The organism is Serratia sp. 14-2641 (assembly GCF_001692375.1).
Taxonomy (GTDB): Bacteria; Pseudomonadota; Gammaproteobacteria; order Enterobacterales; family Enterobacteriaceae; genus Chania; species Chania fonticola_C.
The window spans coordinates 352,169-377,442 of record NZ_LXKR01000066.1 but is presented as its reverse complement, the minus strand read 5'-3'; the positions used below and the strand labels follow the sequence as shown (position 1 = coordinate 377,442).

General features: G+C 53.6%; 25 protein-coding genes and 1 pseudogene. 15 read left to right on the top strand and 11 right to left on the bottom strand.

Features of this window, described 5'->3' with window-relative positions; all coding sequences use genetic code 11:
* Positions 1–44: 44 nt before the first annotated feature.
* Together ompC and A6U95_RS23070 are read right to left on the bottom strand one after the other, a co-directional pair.
* The gene (ompC, locus tag A6U95_RS23075) at positions 45–1,172 is read right to left on the bottom strand and encodes a porin OmpC (protein WP_065686175.1); all 1,128 of its coding nucleotides are present in this window, start codon (positions 1,170–1,172) and stop codon (positions 45–47) included.
* A 415-nt stretch (positions 1,173–1,587) separates the two neighbouring features.
* Entirely contained in the window at positions 1,588–2,046 is a 459-nt protein-coding gene (locus tag A6U95_RS23070; protein ID WP_065686174.1) for a GNAT family N-acetyltransferase, read from the bottom strand.
* A gap of 283 nt (positions 2,047–2,329) precedes the next feature.
* On the opposite strand from A6U95_RS23070, the gene A6U95_RS23065 reads away from it, so the two are divergent.
* From A6U95_RS23065 to ydfG, 5 genes are all read left to right on the top strand, one after another.
* Positions 2,330–2,971: an HAD-IA family hydrolase gene (locus A6U95_RS23065; RefSeq protein ID WP_065686173.1), complete on the top strand. Its 642-nt coding sequence runs from the start codon at positions 2,330–2,332 to the stop codon at positions 2,969–2,971.
* Positions 2,972–3,158: 187 nt separating this feature from the next.
* A complete protein-coding gene (locus A6U95_RS23060; protein WP_065686172.1) occupies positions 3,159–4,601 on the top strand; it encodes an MFS transporter in 1,443 nt (480 codons plus the stop codon).
* Between the two features lie 3 nt (positions 4,602–4,604).
* The gene (locus tag A6U95_RS23055; RefSeq protein WP_065686171.1) at positions 4,605–5,663 is read left to right on the top strand and encodes an aldo/keto reductase; all 1,059 of its coding nucleotides are present in this window, start codon (positions 4,605–4,607) and stop codon (positions 5,661–5,663) included.
* 98 nt (positions 5,664–5,761) lie between these two features.
* The gene (locus tag A6U95_RS23050; protein WP_021804471.1) at positions 5,762–6,286 is read left to right on the top strand and encodes a GNAT family N-acetyltransferase; all 525 of its coding nucleotides are present in this window, start codon (positions 5,762–5,764) and stop codon (positions 6,284–6,286) included.
* Positions 6,287–6,351: 65 nt separating this feature from the next.
* Positions 6,352–7,098, top strand: a complete 747-nt coding sequence (gene ydfG, locus A6U95_RS23045) for a bifunctional NADP-dependent 3-hydroxy acid dehydrogenase/3-hydroxypropionate dehydrogenase YdfG (protein WP_021178016.1) — start codon at positions 6,352–6,354, stop codon at positions 7,096–7,098.
* 42 nt (positions 7,099–7,140) lie between these two features.
* Here ydfG and A6U95_RS23040 read toward each other — a convergent pair whose 3' ends face one another.
* Complete coding sequence (locus tag A6U95_RS23040; protein ID WP_065686170.1) at positions 7,141–7,467, bottom strand: YnfA family protein; 327 nt, start codon at positions 7,465–7,467, stop codon at positions 7,141–7,143.
* A gap of 134 nt (positions 7,468–7,601) precedes the next feature.
* On the opposite strand from A6U95_RS23040, the gene A6U95_RS23035 reads away from it, so the two are divergent.
* Together A6U95_RS23035 and A6U95_RS23030 are read left to right on the top strand one after the other, a co-directional pair.
* Positions 7,602–7,961, top strand: coding sequence for a DUF1283 family protein (locus A6U95_RS23035; protein ID WP_024486637.1), 360 nt, complete (start codon positions 7,602–7,604; stop codon positions 7,959–7,961).
* 77 nt (positions 7,962–8,038) lie between these two features.
* Complete coding sequence (locus A6U95_RS23030) at positions 8,039–8,338, top strand: DUF1161 domain-containing protein (protein ID WP_065686169.1); 300 nt, start codon at positions 8,039–8,041, stop codon at positions 8,336–8,338.
* 42 nt (positions 8,339–8,380) lie between these two features.
* On the opposite strand, the gene A6U95_RS23025 is transcribed toward A6U95_RS23030, so the two are convergent.
* Entirely contained in the window at positions 8,381–9,874 is a 1,494-nt protein-coding gene (locus A6U95_RS23025) for an MDR family MFS transporter (protein ID WP_065686168.1), read from the bottom strand.
* Positions 9,875–10,239: 365 nt separating this feature from the next.
* Here A6U95_RS23025 and A6U95_RS23020 point away from each other — a divergent pair, with 365 nt between their 5' ends.
* Positions 10,240–11,613, top strand: a complete 1,374-nt coding sequence (locus A6U95_RS23020; protein WP_065686167.1) for a cytochrome-c peroxidase — start codon at positions 10,240–10,242, stop codon at positions 11,611–11,613.
* Positions 11,614–11,720: 107 nt separating this feature from the next.
* Positions 11,721–13,001, top strand: coding sequence for a voltage-gated ClC-type chloride channel ClcB (gene clcB, locus A6U95_RS23015; protein WP_021178022.1), 1,281 nt, complete (start codon positions 11,721–11,723; stop codon positions 12,999–13,001).
* Here the strand turns inward: clcB and bioD are convergent.
* The 4 genes and pseudogenes from bioD to A6U95_RS22995 all read right to left on the bottom strand — a co-directional run bounded on the left by bioD (position 12,989) and on the right by A6U95_RS22995 (position 15,851).
* Positions 12,989–13,669 carry a dethiobiotin synthase gene (bioD, locus tag A6U95_RS23010; protein ID WP_065686166.1) on the bottom strand — a complete coding sequence of 227 codons (681 nt, stop codon included), beginning with the start codon at positions 13,667–13,669 and terminating at the stop codon, positions 12,989–12,991. The two genes, clcB and bioD, sit on opposite strands and share 13 nt — an antisense overlap.
* Before the next feature lie 246 nt (positions 13,670–13,915).
* Positions 13,916–14,362 carry a cyclophilin-like fold protein gene (locus A6U95_RS23005; protein ID WP_065686165.1) on the bottom strand — a complete coding sequence of 149 codons (447 nt, stop codon included), beginning with the start codon at positions 14,360–14,362 and terminating at the stop codon, positions 13,916–13,918.
* Positions 14,363–14,421: 59 nt separating this feature from the next.
* Positions 14,422–14,643 (bottom strand): annotated as a pseudogene (locus A6U95_RS23000) (hypothetical protein); the annotation flags it as partial.
* Positions 14,644–14,654: 11 nt separating this feature from the next.
* Positions 14,655–15,851, bottom strand: a complete 1,197-nt coding sequence (locus tag A6U95_RS22995) for an MFS transporter (RefSeq protein ID WP_065686163.1) — start codon at positions 15,849–15,851, stop codon at positions 14,655–14,657.
* 227 nt (positions 15,852–16,078) lie between these two features.
* On the opposite strand from A6U95_RS22995, the gene A6U95_RS22990 reads away from it, so the two are divergent.
* Positions 16,079–17,002 carry a LysR family transcriptional regulator gene (locus A6U95_RS22990; RefSeq protein WP_065686162.1) on the top strand — a complete coding sequence of 308 codons (924 nt, stop codon included), beginning with the start codon at positions 16,079–16,081 and terminating at the stop codon, positions 17,000–17,002.
* 55 nt (positions 17,003–17,057) lie between these two features.
* On the opposite strand, the gene A6U95_RS22985 is transcribed toward A6U95_RS22990, so the two are convergent.
* Complete coding sequence (locus A6U95_RS22985; protein WP_065686161.1) at positions 17,058–18,275, bottom strand: ROK family transcriptional regulator; 1,218 nt, start codon at positions 18,273–18,275, stop codon at positions 17,058–17,060.
* A 143-nt stretch (positions 18,276–18,418) separates the two neighbouring features.
* Positions 18,419–19,321, bottom strand: coding sequence for a LysR family transcriptional regulator (locus A6U95_RS22980; protein WP_065686160.1), 903 nt, complete (start codon positions 19,319–19,321; stop codon positions 18,419–18,421).
* A gap of 144 nt (positions 19,322–19,465) precedes the next feature.
* On the opposite strand from A6U95_RS22980, the gene A6U95_RS22975 reads away from it, so the two are divergent.
* Positions 19,466–20,722 (top strand): MFS transporter, encoded by a 1,257-nt coding sequence (locus A6U95_RS22975; RefSeq protein WP_193569076.1) that lies wholly within the window; start codon positions 19,466–19,468, stop codon positions 20,720–20,722.
* A 125-nt stretch (positions 20,723–20,847) separates the two neighbouring features.
* Here the strand turns inward: A6U95_RS22975 and A6U95_RS22970 are convergent, their stop codons facing one another.
* Positions 20,848–21,435, bottom strand: a complete 588-nt coding sequence (locus A6U95_RS22970) for a TetR family transcriptional regulator (RefSeq protein ID WP_065686158.1) — start codon at positions 21,433–21,435, stop codon at positions 20,848–20,850.
* Positions 21,436–21,542: 107 nt separating this feature from the next.
* Here A6U95_RS22970 and A6U95_RS22965 point away from each other — a divergent pair, with 107 nt between their 5' ends.
* The 4 genes from A6U95_RS22965 to A6U95_RS22950 are packed head-to-tail and all read left to right on the top strand — an operon-like array spanning position 21,543 to position 25,273.
* The gene (locus tag A6U95_RS22965; protein WP_065686157.1) at positions 21,543–22,262 is read left to right on the top strand and encodes an SDR family NAD(P)-dependent oxidoreductase; all 720 of its coding nucleotides are present in this window, start codon (positions 21,543–21,545) and stop codon (positions 22,260–22,262) included.
* Positions 22,255–23,496, top strand: a complete 1,242-nt coding sequence (locus tag A6U95_RS22960; protein WP_198927319.1) for an MFS transporter — start codon at positions 22,255–22,257, stop codon at positions 23,494–23,496. The genes A6U95_RS22965 and A6U95_RS22960 overlap by 8 nt, the downstream gene beginning before the upstream one ends.
* Positions 23,493–24,218 (top strand): hypothetical protein, encoded by a 726-nt coding sequence (locus A6U95_RS31295; RefSeq protein ID WP_198927318.1) that lies wholly within the window; start codon positions 23,493–23,495, stop codon positions 24,216–24,218. The genes A6U95_RS22960 and A6U95_RS31295 overlap by 4 nt, the downstream gene beginning before the upstream one ends.
* Positions 24,206–25,273, top strand: coding sequence for a metal-dependent hydrolase (locus tag A6U95_RS22950; protein WP_065686156.1), 1,068 nt, complete (start codon positions 24,206–24,208; stop codon positions 25,271–25,273). Before A6U95_RS31295 ends, A6U95_RS22950 begins: the two co-directional genes overlap by 13 nt.
* The last annotated feature ends 1 nt before the right edge of the window (position 25,274 follow it).

The following is a 25,274-nucleotide window of genomic DNA, read 5'->3' as shown; positions in this document are numbered from 1 at the left end:
GGCCAGAAGGCCGCGTTACCATAAGCTGACTTATTTCGCTGTCATTAGAACTGATAAACCAGGCCGACAGCAACCACGTCGTCGGTATTAATACCGGCCGATTTGGTGAAGTCATTTTCATCCAACAGGTTGATTTTATAATCCACATAGGTGGACATATTTTTGTTGAGGTAATAGGTCGCACCCAAGTCAACAAACTTGACCAGGTTTTCACTGCCGTAGGTATTGCCGTTGGCAGCTTGCCCCAGGTTCTTGCCGTTGGTTTGGTTATAACCCACAAATGGACGCAGGCCGAAATCAAACAGGTAGTGTGCATAAGCCTCAAAACTTTGCGCTTTATTGGCGTAGCCATAAGCCTCGCTGTCTGAACTGCCGAAACGCGCTGCATTATAGGACTGGGTAAACATAACGGCCACATAGGTATTGCTGTCGTCATATTTCAGGCCGCCTGAATAACCTTCTGCATGGTCACCACGCCCCATGATGCCGCTATATGCGCCACCGCCATTTTGCTCGCTGGTACGTTTGGAATTAAAGAAGGCACCTGCTGCACTAATGCCGTAGCCAATATCATAGTTCACCGACATACCATAACCATCACCATTCTGACCCAGAACGTCGCGACCATTATTAGTTTCTTCCGCACTGCCGTTTTTACCCTGGTATTGCACAGCAAAATGCAGGCCATCAATCAAACCAAAGAAATCATTGTTACGATAGGTTGCCAGCCCGTTTGAGCGTTGGAACATGAACTGGTCGGCTCCATAGGTGGAACCGTCAAATTCTGGCTGCATGTCGGTATAAGCTGCCACGTCATACAGTACGCCATTGTTACGGCCATAATCGAATGAGCCATAATCAACGGCCTTCAGTCCTGCAAAACCATAACGGGTGAAGGCATTGTTTTCGCTTTCCGGGGTGTTGACGTTGACCTGGTATTCCCACGTGCCATAGCCAGTGAGCTGATCGTTAATCTGCGTTTCACCACGCAGACCCATACGTATGTAGGACTGGTCGCCATCAACGCTATTGTTATCAGAGAAATAGTGCAGGCCATCAACTAAACCGTACAAATCCAGTTTATTACCGTCTTTGTTGTAGATTTCAGCGGCGCCTGCGTTGCCAACCATCAGCAAAGCAGGCACCATCAGAGAGAGTACTCGAAGTTTCATCGTGATTATCCTCTATTATTATGTCGTGCTATAGCCACTGCTGTTACGAGCATGATTAGCTCGTGGGTCTATTACCGTTTTAATGGCGGTAATGATATTAATTTATACCGCCATGACTTGAATGCAAGGTCGGCTGGTCGTTTTTTGACTATGAATGAGTGTCTAAGACTGGGCCAACGTGGCGTAATGGATAAAAGAGGGTTATGTCAGGATAAAAAACATAATTGATGCAACAGGTTGGAATTTTGGCAATTCATTGCTCATGCATCAATTAATAAAACCAATCATTCACGTTGACTTTATATGACTTTATGCTACCCACTCAGTGAGTGTAATAAAACGATTTCAAAACATTGCCAATCATTTCTTTAATAAAGATATCAAATGAAATACGTGAGTTCCGTATCTGCCTTAACTACAAAACCAGTGTCATAAATCTGCTGTTTGGATCAGGCTGATATTCTGCAAACGGTTCGCAATCCACAAAGCCATGCTTGCGGTAAAGTTGATGACAGGCGGCAAATCCCGGCTGTGTCCCCGTTTCCAGGCTGAGACGCGAAATGCCCCGTGCGCGCGCGACTTGCAGGATGTGCAGCAAGAATTGATTCGCCACGCCACGACGTAAAAACGCCTCCGCCGTGCGCATTGATTTCAGCTCGCCATGCTTTGCATCCAACATTTTCAACGCACCAATCCCGGCTAATTGATCCCCTTCCCACGCAGACCAAAATGTCACGGCCGGGTCACGAAGTTTTTGAACGTTCAACGCATGGCTGCTCTCTGGGGGAGATTGCTCCAACATGCCAGAAATATGATAAGCCACTAATGTTTGCACGGCATGATCGGTAAGATCGTCAATTTTGATGGTGAACATACTCGGTTTCCAAAGGTTGATTTTAATTGTTTGCACTATTAAAGCGAACGACCGATTTTTCGTCCAATATCGATTTCTTATGGTGGTAGCAAACCGACAGGCAAGATGGCCAACGCAACTGTTTACGCCCAGAGCAGGCAGAAAGTTAATTTGGTAAGGCACACCAGGGCCGCATTTTTTCACTTCCCGGCGGTGGTTCAGGCCATCACTTGATTTCCGTCAACAAGACCTTACCGCCACTCTGTTGTTATTGGGAAACCGAAGCTTTAAATCAAAGGGACTTATGAACGCTATCGCTTGCAAGGCAGTACTGTTTGACCTGGACGGCACCCTGGTGGACTCAGGGGCCTGTATAGAGACATTGTGGGCCGAATGGGCAACCCGGCATCATCTGGATGTAGACTATGTCCTGGCAAATATTCACGGGCGCACCATCGAGGAAACGCTGCGGATCGTCTCCCCTTACTTTGACAATCCACAGTGCGTTGATGAAGTCAAAACGCTCGCCATTGAGGCTCTCAGCCAGGTTGGTGCCATTACCGGTGCCGTTGAGCTAGTGCGCCAGTTGCCGCCGCAATGCTGGGCAATTGTCACCTCCGGCGCCAAGAAAGTGTCGATGCAAAGCATGATCAGCGCAGGCATCCCACGGCCCCACATGATGATCACTTCGGAAGATATCGTGCACGGCAAACCCCATCCAGAACCCTATCTGATGGCGGCAGCCGGATTTGGCCTGCCGGTGCAGAAATGCGTGATTTTTGAAGATGCGATTTCTGGCGTGAACTCCGCCCTTGCCGCCGGTGGGCAAGTGATCGTCATCGGTGACGGCGTGCCGATTTCCTCCCCGCAAATCAAGGCCACCGTGGCCGACCTGAGTAGTTTTAAAGCCGAGTTTATCGACGGTATCATACATTTATCCTGGTAATTACCATACGCGGGCGGACACACGATACATCTAGATGGGCACACTTGCTGTGCCCGCTAATAATCACCACATTAACTTCTTTTTAACCTCCCTATGATGCGTTATGCTCAAAAATCCGACGTGGTGATTTTTGAAACGGGATTTCTGTTATGCATGCGTATTTACCCAGCTCCAGTTGGGGGCGTCCATGAGTTGGTTCTCCCGCGCTAGCGCGCTCCCCCTGCTGGTTGCCGGGGCGTTCTTTATGGAGAACCTGGACGGCACGGTGATCGTTACCGCGATGCCGCAAATGGCGGCGGCTTTTGGCGTACAGCCGGTAGATATGAACATTGGGGTTTCGGCCTATATTCTTACCCTGACGGTGTTTATCCCCGCCAGCGGCTGGATCGCCAACCGCTTTGGTGCTCGCAATATTTTCACCGCCGCCATCGTTATTTTTACCCTGGCCTCGGTGCTATGCGCCCTCAGTACCACCTTGCCACAGTTTACCGCGGCTCGTATCCTGCAAGGCTTTGGTGGCGCGCTGATGGTGCCGGTTGGCCGCCTGGTGGTGCTGCGCAATACTGCCAAACCCGATTTGATCAACGCCATTGCCACTATCACCTGGCCGGGGTTAGCCGCCCCGGTCCTGGGGCCACCGGTTGGCGGTTTCATCACCACCTACGCTTCCTGGCACTGGATTTTTATCCTCAACGTGCCGCTTGGCCTGTTGGCCCTGTTCTTCGCCTGGCGTTTGATCCCTCATGAACCCGCGCAGAAAGGCGTTCCCTTTGATGGATTGGGTTTTGCACTCACCGGAGTCGCCTGCTTTGGGCTGATGTTTGGGCTGGATCTGATCAACAGCCCGCAACTTTCCTGGCTGGTGCCTCTGTTATGTCTGGCTGCTAGCCTGGCGCTGGGAAGCCTGGCGATACGTCACGCCAAACGCCACGCCTATCCCTTAATGGACCTCTGGGCGATGCGGATAAAAAGTTACGCCGTCACGATTAAAGGCGGCACGCTCTTTCGCATCGCCATCGGTGCCGTGCCGTTCCTGCTGCCCTTGCTGTTCCAAATCGGCTTTGGACTGAATGCCTTCGATGCGGGGTTACTGGTGCTGGCGGTGTTTGCCGGTAATCTGGTGATGAAGCCATTCACCTCACCTATCCTCTACCGGTTCCGCTTTCGTACCACGCTGGTGGTCAACGGCTTACTCAATGCCGCCACCATTTTTGCCTGCGCGCTGCTAACCCCGCAGACCCCCATCTGGCTGATCTTGACGCTGCTGTTTGTCAGTGGTTTGACACGTTCAATGCAGTTCACCGCGCTGAATACGCTGGCGTTTTCCGAAGTGCCGCAACCCCGCATGAGCGGAGCCAACACGCTATTCAATATGGCCCAGCAGATGGGGAGTGGCCTTGGGATCGCCATCGGCGCACTGGCACTGCGGTTGGCGGAGATGCTGATGCCGCAGCAACAGGGGGTAGTGCCGCTGGCCGACTTCCAACTGGCCTTTATTGTGATTGGCGTGATCGCCCTGGTGGCGGTGTTAGATAGCTTTACGCTGGGCGCAGAGGCGGGCAATGAAATCCGCCAGAGGAAAAGCGCCTCTAAGTCTGAAAAATCTATGGCAACCAAAGTAAGGAGTTAAACGATGCAATACCGTCAACTTGGCCGGTCCGGCCTTAAAGTTTCGGCTCTAAGTTTAGGCACCATGACCTTTGGAGGACAAGGCAAGTTCGCCAAAACCGGCGCGACAGACGTTAACGAAGCGCGCAATCAAATCGCCATGTGTATTGATGCGGGGATCAACCTGTTCGATACCGCCGACGTCTATTCCGCAGGCCAATCGGAGGAAATCCTCGGTCAGGCATTGGGCAGTAAACGCCACGAAGTGCTGGTCGCCAGCAAGGCCCGTTTCCCTATGGGCAGTGGCCCGAACGATGCCGGGTTATCACGCCACCACCTGATCCGCGCCTGCGAAGCCAGCCTGAAACGCCTGAATACCGACTATCTCGATCTCTATCAGCTACACGAGTGGGACGGCATCACACCGGTGGAGGAAACGCTGCGGGCGCTTGAGGATCTGGTGAGCAGCGGCAAGGTGCGCTACACCGGTTTGTCCAACTTCTCCGGTTGGCACCTGATGAAACACCTGGGCAGCGCGGAACGGTTGGGATTGGTGCGCCCGGTCAGCCAACAGATCCATTACAGCCTGCAGGCGCGCGAAGCGGAATATGAACTGCTGCCTGTTGCTCAGGATCAGGGGCTTGGAGTGTTGGTCTGGAGCCCATTGGCCGGTGGCCTGCTCTCGGGCAAATACCGCCGTAATCAACCCACACCGGAAGGCACGCGCCATCTGGCCAACTGGGGTGAGCCGCCGGTGCGTGATCAAGACGCGCTGTTTGATATTGTTGAGGTGCTGGTGGATATCGCTCATTCCCGCGGTATCTCTGCGGCACAAATCGCGCTGGCCTGGCTGTTGGCTCGCCCAACGATCACTTCGGTGGTCATCGGTGCCCGCAACGCAGAGCAGCTCAAAGATAACCTGCACGCGGCCAACCTGATCCTCAACGAAGAAGAGCTGCGGCGCTTGGAAGAAGTGAGCCGTCCGCCGCTGATTTATCCCTACTGGCACCAAGCCTCAACCGCGCCGGATCGTCTCTCTGCGGCCGACCTTTTGCTCCTTGCCCCTCACCTGGTAAAAAAATAAGTCGCATCTGCCGCTAATCAACGTAATATCGATGATCCGCCCCGTTTTAACGGGAGCGGATTTTTGCCGTTTTAGGCCTGAAAAGCGAGGTAATAATAATGATGCACAGTGACCTTACTCAGTGCCGTGTGAATACCGATCGGTTGTTGATTGCCCCCTTTACCGCAGCAGACGCCGACGATGTTTACCAGGCGATCACCCCTACGCTAACGCGTTTTATGACCTTTGAACCAGAAGAGTCTCCCGAGGCATTTGCCAACGTCTGGGAAGGCTGGCTACCGTTGATCCGTGAAGGTGAAGAAGTCATCTTTGTGGCACGACTGCGTGACAGCAAGCAGTTCGTTGGCATGGGTGGCGTGCATAATCTGCACCAGCAAAAACCGGAACTCGGGATCTGGGTGAAAGAGAGCCTGCACGGTAACGGCTATGGCCGCGAAATCGTCCATGCCATGGCGAAGTGGGCCAGCGAGCGCTACCACCCGCCGTATTTCATTTACCCGGTCGCCGAGCAGAACACACCAAGCCGCCGCATTGCCGAATCGCTGGGTGGCACCGTGCAAGGCCGCCGCGAGAATATCAAATACGACTGTGTGGTTTACCACGTGCCGGCCATCACCGGTTAAAATTGCAGGGTTAATGCAACCGCGTTAGAGTGGATGCAGGCTAAAAACAGTTAAGGAACAGCAGCATGATTATTTTTGTCACGGGCGCTACCTCCGGTTTTGGTGAAGCTATTGCCCGCAAGTTTATCGGTGAAGGCCATCAGGTGATTGCCACTGGCCGTCGTGTGGAGCGCCTGGAGGCGCTGCAGGCAGAATTAGGTGAGGCGCTGCATATCGTGCGTTTGGATGTCCGCAACCGTGCGGCGATCCAGCAAGCCATCGAAGAGTTACCCGCTGCACTGCGCAACGTCGACGTGCTGGTGAATAACGCTGGTCTGGCGCTGGGCCTGGAGCCTGCGCACAAGGCTAATGCGGACGATTGGGAAACCATGATCGACACCAACACCAAAGGGTTGGTCAACATGACCCGCGCGCTGCTGCCAGCCATGGTAGAACGTAACGTTGGCCATGTGATCAACATCGGCTCCACCGCCGCCAACTGGCCTTATGCCGGTGGTAACGTTTACGGCGCTACCAAGGCCTTTGTTAAACAGTTCAGCCTGGGTCTACGCGCAGATCTGCACGGCACCCATATACGCGTTACCGATATTGAGCCAGGTATGGTTGGCGGCACCGAGTTCTCCAACGTGCGTTTCAAAGGGGATGACGGCAAGGTAGATAAAACCTATCAAGGGGTAGATGCCCTGACGCCGGATGATGTTGCCGAAGCGGTATTCTGGGTGGCAACGCTACCTGCCCGCGTCAATATCAATACCTTGGAAATGATGCCGGTCAGCCAGTCCTTTGCCGGGCTGAGCATTCATCGCGGTTAATAGTCCTACTCTGTGGCAGGGCACCAGCCCTGCCATTTTGGCTCACGCAGTACGCCAGCCAGAAACGATAATCAGCATCCCCAGCAGTGCCACTCCGGCCCCCAACCAATCCATGGTCGACAACTTCACGCCATCTACTACTCGCAGCCAAAGCAGCGCCGTTGCCACATAGACTCCACCATAGGCAGCATAGACTCGCCCACTGGCAGCAGGATGCAGCGTCAACAACCAGACAAACAGCATCAGGCTGAGGGCCGCAGGCAGCAACAGCCAGGCGCTGGCGTTTTTCTTTAGCCACAGATAAGGCAAGAAACAGCCAATAATTTCGGCCAACGCTGTGGCAAAAAACAATAAAGTGGTTTTTAACATTACCGCTCTTTCTCTCAGTAAATTAAACGAACAAGGCGATGCGCTGGTGCAATATTACAGCACGGTGATATATTTAACCCATGCTATAGCCAGTGTTGCTGGTGGATGCAACACTCACTGATAAGGATGAAACGATGAAATTACTTTCCCTTCCGCGCCTGATGTTACCGGTTGCCATGTTGTTGCTGGCCGGTGCCTGGCAAGCTCCTGCCTTCGCTGCCTCTTGCACCCAGGGCAGCACCTGCGTCACGGTTGACGGCAGCGGCGGCGCAGCCATGAGCAACGAACAGGCTCGTCAAAGCAAAGAGCAGTGGAACGAAACCAAATCGCTGCGCAGCAAGGTTAACACCCGTGTCGAGAAGGAGTTTGACAAGGTTGACCGTGCTATTGATGACGAAGATCGTTGTGATAACAGCTACAACGTCAATGCCTATTGGGAATCGTCAACCCGTAAGTGTCTGGATCGCACCACTGGCCGTCCAGTCACGCAGTAATAGCGAGTAAGGGTAAACTATTCAACCTGATGCTGCTATCCTGACAAAGAACATTCGTCTCAAATAAGGATCCAATGATGAAAAAAGCGCTTGTAGTAGGTGTACTGCTGTTAGCCACCGCGCCGCTGGCCGCTTTTGCCTCATGTGAGAGCATAAAGGCGGATATTGCCCAGAAGATTGTCAATAACGGCGTACCGGAATCCGGCTTCAAGCTGGAGATCGTGCCTAACGATCAGGCGAACCTTACCGGTGGACAGGTTGTCGGCCACTGTGGCCAAGACACGCAGAAAATCGTCTATACCCGCCTGATTAACGGCGACGAAAGCGGCGATGCGGCGCAAACTGGCACCAGCCAAGACACCCAAGCCCCGCAGTAACCGGCTCCAGGGCGCAGTTCGTTACTGCGCCCTTCTTCTTCGTTAGGCCTGTTTAACCTCTTCACCTTCGCCCTGTGGCCGATGACGCGCCGGGATCAGCATAGCCGCGCCCAAGGCAAACAGCGATATCAACGCCGAGACCAGGAATACCCAATGCATTGAGGCGGCAACATGCCCAATGAGATCCGCCAGCGCCTCTGGCCGCATGGTGTTGCGAACCTCTGGCTCCATCAACTGCTGCACCGGATCAACCGTGTGTGGCAGCCGCAAATGCAGGTTGATATTCAACGTGGCCCCCAAAATGGCGGTGCCGATGGCCGAACCGACCATCCTGGTGAATACCGTGCAGGCGGTGGCGATACCGCGAATACTGTAATGTGCTGCATTCTGTACTGAGACCAGGAAGGTGGTGTTGCACAACCCCATACCGACCCCGATGATGAACGCCGCAACCCGCCCCCACAGTAAACCACCTGAAGGCTGTAACAACAGCAGGATAAAGCCCCCGGCCGCCAACAGCAGCGCACCAAGCAGTGCTGTGGTGCGATAAGACGTCAGCAGCATCAAACGCCCACTCAGCATACTGGCCAACGGCCAGCCAATCGACATCAAGGCCAACGTGGTTCCGGCTTCCAGCGGAGTTCCCCCCTTCACGCCCTGAATAAAGGTTGGCAGGAAGGCGCTGATGCCCATCATGGCAGCACCGATCACCACGCCGCCAATATTGCCAGCCACAATCACGCGGTTTTGCCACAGGGCCAATGGGAACAACGGTTCAGGAGCACGGCGCTCCTGACGAATTAACAGGTTGAGCGCCACTAACGCCAACGCCAGCAACGGTATGACCCACCATCCCAGCATTTCCGCCTGTAAGAGTGAAAGCAGCAATGCAGCGACAAAGATCGTCAGCCAAGCCGTTCCCGCCAGATCCAACGCATGTTTGCGCCCCTGTTTGAGGTCTGGCAGGTAGCGCCCCAGGAAATACATCGCCAGCAGGCCAATGGGCAGGTTGACCCAAAATACCAGGGCCCAAGACGTGTGTTGCACGATAAATGCACCCAGTAACGGGCCAAGAATAGCCGAAACACCCCAGACGCTAGAAAGATACCCCATCACTTTTGGCCGTTCGGTGGCGCTGTAAATATCACCGATCACAGTGGTGGCGATCGGCATGATCGCCCCGGCGCCCAGCCCTTGCAGCAGGCGGAAGGCAATCAGCCAATACATATTCGATGAGAAACCGCACAGGACCGACCCCAACAGGAACAGCGTGGCGCCAAAGAAAAAGATCGGTTTCCGGCCGTATAAATCTGCCAGGCGCCCGTAGATCGGGATGGTAATGGCCTGTGCCAGCAAATAGACCGAAAACACCCAGCCCAGCAACGAAAAACCACCCAGATCGCCAATAATCGTCGGCATCGCGGTAGCGACAATGGTCGCTTCAATGGCAGACATGAACATCGCCAGCATGCAGGCAATCAGAATCAACGGCCGATGGGCTACTTGGGCGGTGCTCGCAGAAGTGTTAGTGGTCATCAGTTTAAAATGTGTCCCTATGTCTTTTATTTTCCCCGGATTATAACAGCCAAGGGATATTCTGTAGTTTGTCTGGGGAGGTGGTGCACCAAATTCCCGCAACAACGCACCAATCGAACAAATTGTGACGGTGTCACCTATAAATCGTCACCTAATTGAATAATAAGGTATTTCTTAGAAATGGCCTGTGAGCCTCGCCACGCCTGCCTCATCGTTAAAACCTATCTGAACGATAGCGTACGCCAATGATAGTGATTGATTTTAATCAAGTTGCCAACCGCCCCTGGCCATGACAATCCGATTGCCCAATTTATTACCTCTTTATATGTAGGGTTATCTGGCAGTCAACTCATTGGAGCGAGAACATGATTAAAAAAATTATTCTGGGATGTGCCGTTACCGCCGTCGTCGGCTATTTGGGGACCGTCGGCTATGTCTACCATTACGATCAACAGCGTAACCCCGTCGTTGCCAGCAATCAAATCGATACTCTGTTAACCCGCAATGGCTGCGACTATTGCCACTCCAACTCGGCCAAGCTTCCCTTCTATGCCGAGTTGCCGATCGCCAAACAAATTATGGCGCAGGATATCCTCAGTGGAAATCAGCATTTCAACCTTGATGCTACCCGCACTGCTCTGCAACAAAAAACCGCGGTACCTGAAGTCGATCTGGCCAAGCTGGAAGCCGTGCTGCAAAACCAGGAGATGCCACCGCCAATGTACAAGATGGTCCACTGGGCCGGAAACGTCAGCGACGGCGATCGCAATGAACTACTGAGCTGGGTTCGTCAACAGCGCGAACAGTTCTACACTTTGCCGGATACGCCAGCGGAACTGCGCGGTGCCGCTTTACAGCCGTTGCCAGCCTCGCTACCTACCGATCCGCAGAAAGTGGCGCTGGGCTTCCGGCTGTTCCACGATCCGCGCCTGTCTAAAGATAACAGCATCTCATGTGCCCACTGCCATAAGCTGGGAGAAGGTGGCGTGGATGGCCGCGTCTCATCATTGGGGGTTGGCGATCAGGTTGGGCCAATCAACGCCCCGACGGTGTTTAATGCGGCCTTCAATATGGCGCAGTTCTGGGATGGCCGAGCAGCAGATTTACAGGCCCAGGCCGGTGGCCCGCCGATGAACCCGATCGAGATGGCCTCTGAGTCCTGGGATGAAATCATCGCTAAACTGGATCAGGACGCCTTGCTGAAGGCCGATTTCCGGCGCGTCTATGCTAACGGCTTCACCGGCGATAACATTACCGACGCCATTGCCGAGTTCGAAAAGACGCTGATCACGCCAGACAGCCCGTTTGACCGTTACCTGAAAGGCGATAATGACGCTCTGACGGCGCAGCAAAAACACGGTTATCAACTGTTCCAGCAAAACAAGTGTGGCACCTGCCACACCGGGGTCAACCTTGGGGGCCAGTCCTATGAGGTGATGGGGCTGAAAGCGGATTACTTTGCCGCTCGCGGTAACCCCACGGAGGCGGATCTTGGCCGTTACAACGTCACTAAAAATGATAACGATCGCCACCGCTTCAAAACCCCTACGTTACGTAACATCGCCCAAACCGCCCCTTACTTCCACGATGGCAACGTGGCTTCGCTGCAGCAGGCAGTCAAGGATATGCTGACCTACCAGGTCGGCGTTGACCTACCAGAAAGCGACATCAAGGATCTGGTTGCGCTATTGGAAGGTATGAGCGGTAAATATCAGCCTGCCACGCCTCCTGGAGGTTAATACTTTGGCCACAACGCCAGGGTTCTGATAAAGATTCTCTGGTTTTCAGGTGGGTAGACAAGCACAATGCCCACCTGAACCTCTTATTATTCATCATCTGCCAGCACATGAATCAATTGGTCCCTCTGCACCACTATCGCGCCCTGCTGCGCCATCTGTTTATTGCCATCCTACTCGGCATTTGTGCTGCGCTGGCCGTGTGGTTATTTCACCGCGCCATGTTCGGGCTTGAATGGTTGTTGCTGGATCACGAGGAAGGCAGTTTGGTGGCCGCTGCCGCTGCACTGCCCGGATGGCGGAGAGCGTTGACACCTGCATTGGGTGGATTGGCCGCCGGCTTTTTGTTGTGGATCTACCAGCGGTACCAACATCAAAAACCCATCGCTCCAACGGATTATATGGAAGCGATTGAAGCCGGTGACGGACGATTGGCCGTTAACGCCAGCCTGATAAAATGCCTGGCCTCGCTGTTGGTGGTTTCCAGCGGCAGCACCATTGGCCGAGAGGGGGCGATGATCCTGCTGGGGGCGTTGGTGGGTTCGGTATTTGCCCAGCGCTTTACCCCGGCAAAAGAATGGAAATTGTGGGTGGCTTGCGCTGCCGCAGCCGGGATGGCTAGCGCCTATCATGCCCCGTTGGCGGGTAGCCTGTTTATCGCAGAAATCCTGTTTGGTTCGTTGATGCTGGCCTCGCTTGGCCCAGTAGTGATTGCCGCCGTGAGCGCGCTGCTGATGACCAATCTGCTGAACGGTGGCCAGGCTCCGCTCTATATCGTGGAGCCGCTTGCTGCGCCCTGGCCGGTGCAGTATCTGTTAATGGCTTTGGTGGGCATACTGGCAGGCGTTTGTGGCCCGCTGTTTCTGTGGGCGATGGCGGCCAGCGGCCGGGCATTTCGCTCACTTAACCTCATACCGCCATTACAGCTGGCGCTTGGCGGGCTGATCGTCGGGCTGCTTTCCTTGTTGTATCCCGAAGTCTGGGGAAATGGCTATAGCGTGGTGCAATCTTTGCTCTCGGCACCACCGGGGATGCTGCTGGTCAGTGCGATCCTGATTTGCAAACTGTTAGCCCTGTTGGCCAGTAGTGGATCAGGTGCACCTGGTGGCGTGTTTACGCCGACATTGTTCGTGGGGGCCGCATTGGGCTCGGTGGTGGGCCAGATGTTTGGCCTATGGCCAGAGTTGGGTACCGCAGTGCCCATTTTGCTGGCACTGACCGGTATGGCGACATTGCTGGCTGCCACCACTCATGCGCCAATTATGGCGGCATTAATGGTGTTTGAGATGACCGGGGAATATACCCTGCTGCCAGGCATTCTGTTGGCTTGCGTTATCGCCACTACCATTGCTCGCGGGCTACGCCCACAGTCGGTTTATCACAACGCGTAGCGGTCAACCAGCTGCGAAACGTCCAAATATTGTGCCAGCTCACGTTGTTCCGCGCGTGGCAGATAAGGGATCTCACCCAGCAACGGAGCCGGAATACGCTGCTGCATCGCATCGATAGTTTCTGCATAGTGCGCTAAACCAGGGTTGATACGATTAGCCACCCAGCCCAGCAATGGTAAGCCATCGTTAATAATTGCCTGTGCGGTCAATAGTGCATGGCTGACACAGCCCAGTTTGATCCCGACCACCAGGATAACCGGCAGTTGTTCCTGTACCACCCACTCGGCATAAGGACGGAGATCGTTCATCAATACCCGCCAGCCGCCGCTGCCCTCAACCACTACCGTATCGGCCTTGGCGGCAAGATGGTGCAAACCACGGCTCATCAGGCCGTAATCAATATCCTGGGTTGCATGGGCATGAAAAACCTCATCCAGACAGGTGATCGGATTGATTTCGTCATAGGACAGCGGCAGTGAGGAAGAGGCCTGTAAAACTAAAGCGTCTCGATTGCGGATGCCTTCACTGGTTTCCTGGCAGCGTGCCGCAATGGGCTTATAACCCGCCACTGAGCGACCTTGTGCAGCGAAAGCCTGCAATAAACCGCGGGAAACCACAGTCTTACCTACGTCGGTATCCGTGCCTGTAACAAATAAACGCTTTAACATGAATAGATTGCCTTGAAATGCCTCGTTAACCTAAAAAATCGCCGTAAATCACGGCGAGAGTCGTCCTACGGCAAAAGTCTAGGGGATGCAACTCAACGGGGGCTTGAGGTAGCTCAATCTTTTGGCGGTAAATAATAAGAAACTCTGATAAGGGGCATCAAGGCCAATGGAACGAAAACGTACCCAGGTTTTTGTGGCGCCGAGTGCCCCGTATCGGCATGCACCGGGGATCTCACTACCGTTGTTTTAATGGTCGTTGAACCTAACCCCTATTGTCTTTTTGTCCACCACAGTGGGGAGATTTTCTGGATGAATAACTTTCCCGATGGGGGTATAGCGGTAGGAGGATTCAAATGATGTATAGAACAACACCAACGTTTGCGTGCCGTACAACATGAGATCGCCTGCCTGAATGGTCCCAGGCCATACAGGACTTGAAGGCAACTTATAAGGAAGGTCGGCAAATATCTCATTACCATTCAACTCTTCCATGCCAAGTTGCAATGGTAAAGTATTAACAAATGCTTTAGCCGCTGGATTGTCGTGAAGTTTGACCTCAAATTGTTGGTCATCAATATTCATTTTAACCGTCATCGGGCTCTCCTTAAGGGGCGGGTTAATGATCATGTCGGCATGAGCTGCCAAAGTACAAGCCAGCAGCAGACCCGGTACTAAAGTGCTCTGATATTTCATACGATGGATCCAGAAAGGATTAGCCACACCCGTCAGAATGCGGCTTTGGACATTATTTGAGGATGGCCAATGACAATCGCCGGGTGTTGAGCATTCTGATCCATGCCTTTCGGCATAAACAGATTACCGACCACATTCATCTGATACTGGTTTTTAAAGGCCACCTTTTGCTGGGTGACCTCATCGCTTTTGTAAAAGTTATCGGCTCCGTTAGACATATCGGCTCCAACTGCCGCAAACGAACTGATTAACAGCCCTAACAGCATGGTAAATTTTCTCATCAGAGAATTCCTCATTGGGTTTGGTGGATATCTTTACGTGACGTCAATAGCGCCAGGGCGGCGGCTATCACTAACAAAATGCCGCTGATGGTGAAGGTGCTTTGATAACCGCTATGGTCAAATGCTAACCCGCCGATTGTGGAGCCTAATGCGATGGACAGTTGCACTATGGCAACCATCAGGCCACCGCCAGCTTCCGCATCCTCCGGCAGTGTTCTGGCGATCCACGTCCACCAACCGGTAGGTGCAGCTGTGGCGATTAAGCCCCATAAACCAAGTAGTGTTGCCACGATCCAAACACTCTGACCAAAAGCGATCAGTGCTCCGGCAATAGCGGCCATCAGCAAAGGGATGGCAATGAGTGTGGGGTAAAAACCTGATGCCAAAAATGCGCTAATCACCAGGGTTCCCATAAAGCCAGCAACTCCGATTGTCAGTAAAATAAGCGACAACGTGGTGATATCTACCTGCGTTACCCTCTCAAGGAACGGACGTAGATAAGTAAACAAAGCAAATTGGCCCATAAAGAATAATCCGCAGGCCGCAAGCCCCATCGCCACAAGCGGGTTAGCCAAAAGACGAAAAACAGTACCGGTAGGCTTATCGCTTTTATCAGCCGTCATTGCAGGCAGGCTGAACCACTGCCAGATAAAAACAATCACTCCAACCGGAACAAGGCAAAAGAATGCACCTCGCCAACCGATGACCGAGCCCAGATAACTGCCAAGTGGTGCAGCTATAACGGTTGCCAACGCGTTACCACCGTTAAAAATGGCCAGCGCACTTGGAACCTTGTGTTGCGGAACCAGGCGAAGAGCAGTAGCGGCTGATAAGGACCAGAACCCACCAATAGCAATACCAATCAGGGCACGGCCAACCATGTAAATCAGGTAACTGGGTGCTAACGCGAGAATGGCTCCGGAGAGCGCCATCAACGCAGTCATACTCAACAATAATGTCTTGCGATCGAGACCTCCGGCCAATGTGGAAATGGAGAGGCTCGTCAGTACCGCAAATACGCCGGAAATAGCGATCCCCTGCCCAACCAGCCCTTCACTGACGCCTAGATCTCCCGATATGGGCGTCAACAGGCTGACAGGCATAAATTCCGAGGCAATGAGCGCAAAGACGCACAACGTCATGGCGAATACTCCGCTCCAGTACGCGCGTTCTTTATGAGGAGAGAGGTCGTTCGACAATATGGGCATAAATTGCTGCTCCCGAATAATCCCCGGCAGTTTTCAGGTAAACCGCGGCCGAACGCTATTCGTAGGAATAACGTCAGGAAAGTAAAAATGAAAAGAGCAACAGCGTTTATCTGCCATCGCTTAATAATCTCTTGCTGGAAATTTTACACTCAGGGTGCATCATTACTAGCTAATGAATACTTAATAGGTTTATAACTGTAGCTTATTAATAACACGGGCCATACCTGATGAAACGCAACCTGAACGACCTGCTCTATTTTGTCACGGTCGCACGTGAAAGCAGCTTTACCCGTGCCGCGGCAAAGTTGGGCGTCACGCAGCCTGCACTCAGCCAGGCGCTTTCTGCACTTGAAGGTCGTATGCAAATTCGCCTGCTGACGCGCACCACCCGTAGCGTATCGCCGACTTCCGCCGGAGAGCGGTTGCTACTGGCTATTGGTAATCGCATCGATGAGATTGAAGCCGAACTGGATATGCTGACCGAGCTGCGCGATAAGCCTGCAGGTACGGTCCGTATCACCTGCGGGCCAAATTTTTTACACAGTACCCTGCTGCCAAAGCTGACCCCGCTGTTGCATGAGTACCCGGATATTAATATCGAGTTCGACGCGAACCATGGTTTTCGCGATATCGTGGCAGATCGTTTTGATGCCGGAGTTCGACTGGGTGACACCATTGATAAAGACATGATAGCGGTCCCCATCGGGCCCAAATTACGTATGGCCGCAGTGGCATCTCCGGGCTATTTTTCACGTTATCCTGTCCCCAACACCCCTCATGAGTTAACGCAACACAGGTGCATCAATCAACGTATGGTCAGGTCTGGAGGGTTATATATCTGGGATTTTGATCAAGATGAGGGGGATCTTAATGTCCGCGTCAGCGGACAGCTCATTTTCAATACCTCTGAACATATTTTTGCTGCGGCGCTCGCAGGACACGGGATTGCTTTTTTGCCAGAAGAAGAATTTGGAGCACATATTAAAGAAGGTAATCTGGTTCGTGTGCTGGAGCAATGGTGCAAACCCTTCCCTGGCTACTACCTGTATTATCCCAGTCGCAAACAGCCTTCTCCTGCATTCTCGTTGGTCCTTGAAGCTCTTAGGATCGGCCAAAAACGCACCCCCGCCAAGGAGACGCTGGAAGTGTAGCTTTTGGATCCAATCCCAGGCAATTAACGCCGTAGCGTGAAAGACGACCGCTAAATCAACCTTGTAGCAACTTCACCAACAATGAACCGTTATACATGGCTTCTTTCACCAGTGCGGCTCCCGGCATGGTGCCTTGGTTGAAGAACTGGGTGGACTCAACTTGGACATGCTCGCTGTACGCAGGCAAGGATTGCTGACGAATGCAGGAAGCAATCGCCGGATGCAGGATTTCTGCGGCACGGTTCAACGGTGAACCCACCAGGATTTTTTCCGGGTTGAACAGGTTGACCATGATCGCCACGATGCGCCCGACGCTGTGCCCGACGCCAAGAATAATATCTTTGGCTAACTGATCGCCAGCCAAAGCCGCATCGCACAGTGATTCCACGGTCAATGGCGCGCCATGCAGCATGGAAGACATCGAACCTCCCAAACGTTGCTGGGCAATTTCCAGCATGTTTTCAATGCTGGCGACCGTTTCCAGGCAACCGTGGTTGCCGCAATAGCAGCGCTTACCGTAAGGATCGACCTGTGTGTGACCAATCTCCACCACGCTGCTGCTGCCCGCATGCAGTACGCGTCCGTTAGTGATCACCCCTGCGCCGACGTTATGATCAATGACAACCTGAATGACGTTGTGGCTGCCACGGGATGCGCCATACAGCGCCTCTGCCATCGTCCAGGCGCAGATATCATGTTGAACATAAACCGGCAGGCCAGTCAGTGCCTCTAGCGCTGGCCCCAACGCCATTTCGTTGACGTCATAAAACGGCATGCGGTGAACAATACCCGCGGCGGTATCAATCATGCCGGGCAGCGTAATAGCGATGGCGGTTAAACGTTCCAGTTTGCTTTGGTGGCGGATAAAGAACTGCTCTACTTCGCTGACGATGCGCTGTAATAAAGGCTCAGCATGTTCGGCTTTTAACGGCAGCAGTTCTTCAACCACCATCTTGCTACTGAGATCGCGCAGCGCCAGGGTAATGGTGCCACGGCTGATGCGTGCAGAGAGGTAATGCCAGGCTTCGGTGTCCAGCACCAGGCCAACGGCCGGTCGGCCACGGCTGCCCACTTCCTGATATTCGGTTTCTTTAACCAGATGCGCTTCGAGCAGCTCACGCACTATCTTGGTGATACTGGCAGGTGCCAGCTGTGCCCGCTTGGATAATTCGATGCGCGAAATCGGCCCCAGCCGATCTATCAGCCGGTAAACTGCCCCTGCATTGGTTTGCTTGATCTGATCAATATGCCCAGGCTGCCCATCAGCAATCACACACCCGCTCCTGCTATTTTTCGCGCTTCTAAATAAAGATTAGAGGCTATGGTGGGGCTTTTGGAATACAGCGTCAACTATTTGATTCGTTATGTGATTAACAGCACAAATTCACCGAGTTTTCCGCCAAAAACGCCTCTTATTTACACAGCTTTGGGCTCGAGCATCAGCGCCATTAACGCCTTGGCCGCTGCCGTTAACGGCCTGCTACGATGGTGCACCAACCAGACCTCGGTCATCGCCTCCGGCTCGGCCAACGGGAGATAGGTCACCCCATCGATCTTCACTCTGCCAAATGACATCGGCAAAATGGAAATCCCTAACCCGGCAGCGACCAGACCGATAATAGTCATCGCTTCCCCCACTTCTTGCGTGATGTAAGGGGCGATACCAGCATTGGCCAGTAAAGCCAGAATTTCGTCGTACAGCGCGGTGCCCACTTCGCGGGAAAAGAACACGAAAGGTTCCTGGGCCAAATCACTGAAACGCAGCGTGCCGGGTGCCTTTAGGGTTAACGGGTGGCCATTTGGCACCACGGCAAGCAAGGGTTCGCGTAATAACAACTGATGCTGCAGCGCATCCGGCAGTCGGGTATTGCGCATCACGCCCAGATCCAGTTCTCCGTTGAGCAGCGGCTCAAGCTGCTGCTTGGTGTTCACCTCACGCATTTTGATATGCACATCCGGTGATAACTGGCGAAAGGCTCGCAAGCTACGGGAAACCACGCTGATAAACGGCGCCGAAGAGGTAAAACCAATCGTCAGTTCACCCAATTCGCCACGCTCCAGGCGCGCCGCCTTCTCTGCTGCCCGGTTGACCTGGGCAAGCACCTGATAGGCTTCTTTCAAGAACATCTCCCCCGCCTGGGTCAGGCTGACGTTACGGTTATTGCGCGCCAGCAAACGCGCACCCACCATATCCTCCAGTGCCTGGATCTGTTGGCTAAGGGGCGGCTGGGAAATCCGTAACCGCTCCGCCGCTCGACCAAAATGCAGCTCTTCGGCGACGGCCACAAAGTATCGTAAATGTCTGAGCTCGATATTCATACTTTAAACGTCTTAATTAGGATGATTAATATATTAGACAAAAAACTGGCCGCTCCCTATGATTTTGTGACTCAAGACGTATTTTTCATCTCCCGAACCCGGTAAGGAACCGCTGTGACAACCGCTTCGCGTTCTGCGGCCAGTATGCCAAAAACGCTGCCTGCCCCTGACAGTGCCCCAACAACCAAACGCACCACGCTGAATAAACTCCCCTACATCGAACGCGGTACACCGCAGTTTATGCGCGTGACCCTGGCGCTGTTCTCTGCCGGGCTGGCTACCTTTGCGTTGCTGTACTGTGTGCAACCGATCTTGCCGGTGCTTTCGCAAGATTTTGGCATCTCCCCAGCGGAGAGCAGCCTTTCTCTCTCCTTCTCCACTGGGATGTTGGCCATCGGCCTGATGTTTACCGGCCCGCTGTCAGATGCTATCGGCCGCAAGTCGGTGATGGTAGTAGCCCTGCTGTTGGCGGCGATCTGTACGCTAATCTGTGCATTCATGACCAGTTGGCACGGCATCTTGCTGATGCGGGCGCTGATTGGGCTTTCGCTGAGCGGGGTTGCGGCAGTCGGTATGACCTACCTGAGTGAAGAGATCCACCCGAGCTTCGTGGCGTTTTCTATGGGCCTCTATATCAGCGGCAACTCGATCGGTGGGATGAGTGGGCGCCTGGTGACCGGGGTGCTCACCGATTTCTTCTCCTGGCGGATCTCGCTGGCGGTGATTGGGGTGTTCGCCCTGGCGGCGGCTTGCATGTTCTGGCGCATTCTGCCCGCGTCCAAGCACTTCCGCGCCAGTTCATTGCGGCCAAAAACGTTGCTGATTAACTTTAAGCTGCATTGGCACGACAAAGGGCTGCCGCTGCTGTTTGCCGAAGGTTTCCTGCTGATGGGCAGCTTTGTGACGATGTTCAACTACATTGGCTACCGCCTGCTGAGCGATCCTTATCATCTTAGCCAGGCCATTGTGGGCCTGTTGTCAGTGGTGTATCTCACCGGTTCATACAGTTCACCCAAAGCGGGTGCCCTGACCTCCAAATTTGGTCGCGGTCCGGTGCTGCTGGCGTCCATTATCATTATGCTGATCGGGATACTGATCACCGCCCTGGCCCCTGTCACAGTGATCTTTATTGGCATGATGCTGTTCACCGCCGGTTTCTTTGCCGCCCACTCGGTTGCCAGTAGTTGGATTGGCCGCCGCGCACGCCGCGCCAAAGGCCAGGCTTCTTCGCTCTATCTGTTCTGTTATTACGTTGGTTCCAGCGTTGCCGGGACGTTGGGCGGGGTGTTCTGGCATAACTTTGGCTGGAGCGGCGTAGTTGCCTTCATCAGCGTGATGCTGTTGCTGGCCCTGCTGGTTGGCCATTACCTGAAGAAATTGCCGGAAGCGGCGCGTATTTAATATCCCGCTCAGGGAAAACCAAGGGGCGCACATGCTGCGCCCCTTCGGCGCTTATTATGACTGAGAAACGCTACTGTCATGATTTTGCTTAATTGGTTTTACCCGTGCTTTTTCCAACATGCATTTTATGGGGCTGTCGCCAGGCGCCGGGCAGCCTCGACGACAGAAGCTCTCCGTCTGGCATGTTCTTCAGCGCTGTCTGGCCCCGTTAACATACGCGCGACCTGTGGCACTGCAGACCACCATCCGGCCAGAGCCAATATCAGAAAAGCCAGGTGATCGGCGTCAAGGGCCTGGGTAACAACTCCCTGGTGCTGCCCATCGGTCACTGCCTGAACCTTATACCCATAATATTCACGTCGCAGTTCTTCGTCTGGCACCTCTCCGTCGTAAGCAAGCCCTTCCCAGCGCATAAGCCTGCTAAGCTCAGGGTTTTCGAGGTGATAGTCATACGCACGCCCCGCGTAATCGCCAATATCTTCGACAGCAAAAGATTGTACAGGCACAGCCAATGCCACCTTGGCTAGTTCATTGCGTAACACGGCTGCGAATAACGCTGGCTTGTCGCCAAAGTAATTGTAAACACGTTCTTTATTTACTCCAGCCTGCCTGGCGATCCGTTCGTGGGTGGTGCCATTCGGGCCAAACTGGGCAAATTCAGCCATCGCTGCTTGCAGAATTTTACGTTTCGTCCCTTCAGTATCCCAGGCCATTTTTTACTCTCTTAATTATCGGTTGTGGTTGTCGCGTAATCATACTATAGTAATTTCCAACTAAAACGTTGGAGTTGTAATTTTACCTGTTAACTGGAGTATGAACTATGAAGAACACCATTCTTATCTGTGGATATGGCCCGGGTATCTCCCACGCAGTTGCCCGCCGCTTTGGCAAGGCAGGTCATCCTGTTGCCCTGATTGCACGCAATGTTGAACGTCTTGCTAAAGCGGAAGCAGAGCTGACGGCCGAAGGTATCAAGGTTCAAGCTTTCTCGGCCGATTTGAGCGACGTTAAGGCGATACAGCATGTCGTCAAGGGTGTCCGTGAGATACTTGGCCCTATAGGTATCCTGCACTGGAACGTCTTTCTCGATATCGAAGGCGACCTGCTATCCACCTCTCCTACGGAGCTGAGCAAGAGTTTCGATCTCCGGGTTGCTGGCTATATCGCTGCGGTACAGGAGAGCCAGGAAGACCTTGCAGTATCGAAAGGCACAGTACTGGTGACCAGCGGCGTCATGGCACTGGATCACCCGCAAATCAATGCATTCGCCGTCAATTATGCTGCGCTGGCCATCAGTGTTGCAGCGCAACGTAAAGCCACCCATATCCTGGCGCATACCCTCGCACCACGTGAAATTCATGTCGGTGAGGTGGTCGTCAATGGTTTCGTTGAGGGAACGCCAGGCGGGATTGGAAAAAGTGATACCGTCGCACCGGCAGACATCGCTGAACAATTCTGGGAATTACACGCATCACGTCAGGTGCACTCCGTTATGGTTGGAGGAGCCGTTCCGGTATCGGAAACAGGATTCTATGGCTGATTACAACAACACTCTAGATCTGGCGGCTAACCCCGCCAGCAATCACACCCACCAAAACCCAGCTCATAGTGCGAGTGGACGTGAAGTGACGTTACTGGTCGTAGTGGCGTTGTTGGTGCTGACCCAGCTTTATCTGGCAATCCCTCTACTCACACCTGTCGGTCAATCTTTCAGTTCGGCAACACCAGGCTCAGTCACGTTCGCGCTAGCCAGTTGTTTCAGCCTTGCCTATGCTGGAGGATTCCTGTTCTGGGGGCCGTTATCCGATCAGTATGGTCGTCGGCTAATCATGCTGGTCGGGCTGAGTGTTCTGTCGGTTGCCACACTCGCCTGCGTTTTTGCGCCTTCATTGCCTTGGCTGGCAGGGCTAAGGATGTTGCAGGGGCTCGCTGCATCCAGTTTCGCCCCTGCGGCACTGGCCTATCTTTCCGAAGCGGTATTGCCACGCCATCGGGCAATTGCCATCGGGGCCATGTCTACGTCTTTTCTCGTGGCGGGTATCCTAGGGCAAGTGTTCGCGGCTTGGGTGGCACTACAGTGGGGTTGGATCTGGGTATTTATAGCCACGGGAACTGGCCTGATGGCCGTGTTCCCATTCATTGTGCTACTGATCCAGGAACCCGTCCGCACTGCCGTTGATGGCCACCTGGGCCATCGTTTCATCGCGCTAGGCAAGATTGCCATGCGGCCTGCCATTGTGCTGCTTTCATGCGCGCATATCACACTTCTCCTGTCTTTTGTTGCGATGTATACACTGTTGGGGCCGCATTTGGCTGGGTTGAACCTGGATCCTGACCTGGTCATTGCACTTCGCCTGTCTGGATTGCCAGGTATGTTCATGGCCTTGCTGGTTGGGCCGCTTGCAAACAGATTCGGGATGCCGGGCGTCGCAAGTGTGGGTTACCTGGTTGCGGCCGTCGGCCTCACCCTGGAGGCGATTCTGTCGCAGACGATAATAGGTATTGGCATCGGGAGCCTGCTCTTCGTTACCGGTGTCGCTTTGGCTGTCCCGGCAATGATTAGCCGATTTGGCGATCTGGCCGCACCTGACCGCGCAGCTGGCATGGCACTGAATGGCTTTGTCTTGTTCATCGGTGCCAGTATTGGCCCGCTTATCGTGTCATGGGTACCCGATTTCGTCCCGCTCCTTGCGGGGCTGACGGTGGTGCTTTTACTGGCCAGTATCTGCGTGATGAAAAGCGCATCACTTACCTCATCCCCGAGGAAATCATGAACGCTAAACGTTCTTCGCTCACTTCAGTCCTCTCTGTCTGGTGGAACCTCTACCGCTTTGTCCTGGTGCTCCACATCGGTATTGGGCTTACTGCTGGTTTTTTTGCTTTCGGCTTGCAGGCAGCTACTGCCGCAGTTGATCATGACTCAGCCAGCATCCCTGATACTCATCATCTCGCCAGTCAGCGTTCAGTTACTCTGGATGGTAAGGTCGTAGTGCTTAGCCGCTACGAGAGGCGTGACGGTCGGAATGCCGCCCTGGAGGGTGAACACTTTAGTACTGTGATCGCCTCCGATGGAACACTCAAAGGTTTTGCTAACATCTCGCTAGAGCTGGCAGGAAAACCTTTACCATCCCGAGAGCGCTCTGAGCAGATTGCAACAGAATTCCTGCGCAGGGCTGCGCCCGATTTGCTGGTCAACATGAAGGTGGCTTCTGTCGCTCCCCACAGTGAACCGGTGCGTATTACACACGCTGACCGTAGTGAGACCGTTCAGATCAGCGGTGTAAAGTTCAAGGCGCGTAATCTTGCTGATGGGAGTTGGTTCTGGGTCATAGTCGGCAGCGATGAGAAACCCATGTTGTTCGAACGAGATTTGCAATGGGCAACGCTACTTGCTCGCCGTAAATCGGAACAATGGCTGCATGACCGGTGGATAAAGGCACAGCTTGCCCAACAGATCGATAAAACAGACCGTTGGAGCCTACCATGGACTCATTAACACAAATTGTTCTTGGCAGCAGCGTTGCTGCACTTGTCGTCCCTCCACGCCATCGGCGCATGGCGATACTGGCTGGCGGTATACTCGGGACTTTGCCCGATCTGGACGTGGTTTGGTTTAAATTTTTCAGCCGCGATGTTGTTACAGAAGTGACCTGGCACCGGGGGCCATCGCATTCACTTTTGCTGTTAACGGTGTTGGGAATATTGCTCTGGTTAGTGCTTAAATCCCGCAGCAGCCTAGTGCAAAGCTCCCCGCTGCGGTGGCTATTGGCGATCTGGCTTGCCTTGATAACGCATCCTCTGCTGGACGCTTTTACCGTCTACGGTACCCAGTTGTTCTGGCCCATGAATACCCCGCCAGTGATGTGGGCGACAATCTTCATCATTGATCCGTTGTACACCGTACCCTTGTTGACAGGGGTTATTGCTGCCTGGCGGCTAACCTCCCAATCCTCGCAGCAAACGAATGAGCCAGGCCGAGACAGGGCGGCACGCAACTGGCTGGTAGCTGGCTTGCTGGTAAGCTCGGTTTACCTAGCGTGGAGTGTCGGCGCCAAAGCACTGATCGACAGAACGGCATCGAAAAGCCTGGCAGTCCTGAACTTACAGAACGCACCTCGTTTTTCAACCCCCCTGCCGTTCAACACCCTGGCATGGCGAGTGATCGTGATGGAGCCAAAAGGTTACTGGATCGGTGACCGGTCCCTTGTTGCAGATCGAGAGACAATGCCATTTACTTTTTACCCAAGCGACAACGTTATACTGGAGCAGTTGATATCCGAGCCGCAGTTGGAACGTCTGCGGTGGTTCACACATGGATTTCTCGCTGCCCATACGCAACAACGAAACGATGGTGAGCTTCGTCTGATCCTTGCCGATCTACGCATGGGATTAGAACCCGACTATCTTTTCCGTTATGACATTGCTGGCAAAGATGAACACGGCGTTTGGTCCGTCACCCCCGAAATTACCCAAGTATCCACATCTGCTAAGTTCTTCAACACGCTAAGCTGGGTGTGGAGGCGCATTTTTGACAGTAAAGCAATACCGTGAT

Excerpts from the sequence above, each read along its gene's own strand:
- ompC (WP_065686175.1), bottom strand. The coding sequence starts at position 1,172 with ATGAAACTTCGAGTACTCTCTCTGATGGTGCCTGCTTTGCTGATGGTT.
- A6U95_RS23070 (WP_065686174.1), bottom strand. The coding sequence starts at position 2,046 with ATGTTCACCATCAAAATTGACGATCTTACCGATCATGCCGTGCAAACA.
- A6U95_RS23065 (WP_065686173.1), top strand. The coding sequence starts at position 2,330 with ATGAACGCTATCGCTTGCAAGGCAGTACTGTTTGACCTGGACGGCACC.
- A6U95_RS23060 (WP_065686172.1), top strand. The coding sequence starts at position 3,159 with ATGAGTTGGTTCTCCCGCGCTAGCGCGCTCCCCCTGCTGGTTGCCGGG.
- A6U95_RS23055 (WP_065686171.1), top strand. The coding sequence starts at position 4,605 with ATGCAATACCGTCAACTTGGCCGGTCCGGCCTTAAAGTTTCGGCTCTA.
- A6U95_RS23050 (WP_021804471.1), top strand. The coding sequence starts at position 5,762 with ATGATGCACAGTGACCTTACTCAGTGCCGTGTGAATACCGATCGGTTG.
- ydfG (WP_021178016.1), top strand. The coding sequence starts at position 6,352 with ATGATTATTTTTGTCACGGGCGCTACCTCCGGTTTTGGTGAAGCTATT.
- A6U95_RS23040 (WP_065686170.1), bottom strand. The coding sequence starts at position 7,467 with ATGTTAAAAACCACTTTATTGTTTTTTGCCACAGCGTTGGCCGAAATT.
- A6U95_RS23035 (WP_024486637.1), top strand. The coding sequence starts at position 7,602 with ATGAAATTACTTTCCCTTCCGCGCCTGATGTTACCGGTTGCCATGTTG.
- A6U95_RS23030 (WP_065686169.1), top strand. The coding sequence starts at position 8,039 with ATGAAAAAAGCGCTTGTAGTAGGTGTACTGCTGTTAGCCACCGCGCCG.
- A6U95_RS23025 (WP_065686168.1), bottom strand. The coding sequence starts at position 9,874 with ATGACCACTAACACTTCTGCGAGCACCGCCCAAGTAGCCCATCGGCCG.
- A6U95_RS23020 (WP_065686167.1), top strand. The coding sequence starts at position 10,240 with ATGATTAAAAAAATTATTCTGGGATGTGCCGTTACCGCCGTCGTCGGC.
- clcB (WP_021178022.1), top strand. The coding sequence starts at position 11,721 with ATGAATCAATTGGTCCCTCTGCACCACTATCGCGCCCTGCTGCGCCAT.
- bioD (WP_065686166.1), bottom strand. The coding sequence starts at position 13,669 with ATGTTAAAGCGTTTATTTGTTACAGGCACGGATACCGACGTAGGTAAG.
- A6U95_RS23005 (WP_065686165.1), bottom strand. The coding sequence starts at position 14,362 with ATGAAATATCAGAGCACTTTAGTACCGGGTCTGCTGCTGGCTTGTACT.
- A6U95_RS22995 (WP_065686163.1), bottom strand. The coding sequence starts at position 15,851 with ATGCCCATATTGTCGAACGACCTCTCTCCTCATAAAGAACGCGCGTAC.
- A6U95_RS22990 (WP_065686162.1), top strand. The coding sequence starts at position 16,079 with ATGAAACGCAACCTGAACGACCTGCTCTATTTTGTCACGGTCGCACGT.
- A6U95_RS22980 (WP_065686160.1), bottom strand. The coding sequence starts at position 19,321 with ATGAATATCGAGCTCAGACATTTACGATACTTTGTGGCCGTCGCCGAA.
- A6U95_RS22975 (WP_193569076.1), top strand. The coding sequence starts at position 19,466 with ATGCCAAAAACGCTGCCTGCCCCTGACAGTGCCCCAACAACCAAACGC.
- A6U95_RS22970 (WP_065686158.1), bottom strand. The coding sequence starts at position 21,435 with ATGGCCTGGGATACTGAAGGGACGAAACGTAAAATTCTGCAAGCAGCG.
- A6U95_RS22965 (WP_065686157.1), top strand. The coding sequence starts at position 21,543 with ATGAAGAACACCATTCTTATCTGTGGATATGGCCCGGGTATCTCCCAC.
- A6U95_RS22960 (WP_198927319.1), top strand. The coding sequence starts at position 22,255 with ATGGCTGATTACAACAACACTCTAGATCTGGCGGCTAACCCCGCCAGC.
- A6U95_RS31295 (WP_198927318.1), top strand. The coding sequence starts at position 23,493 with ATGAACGCTAAACGTTCTTCGCTCACTTCAGTCCTCTCTGTCTGGTGG.
- A6U95_RS22950 (WP_065686156.1), top strand. The coding sequence starts at position 24,206 with ATGGACTCATTAACACAAATTGTTCTTGGCAGCAGCGTTGCTGCACTT.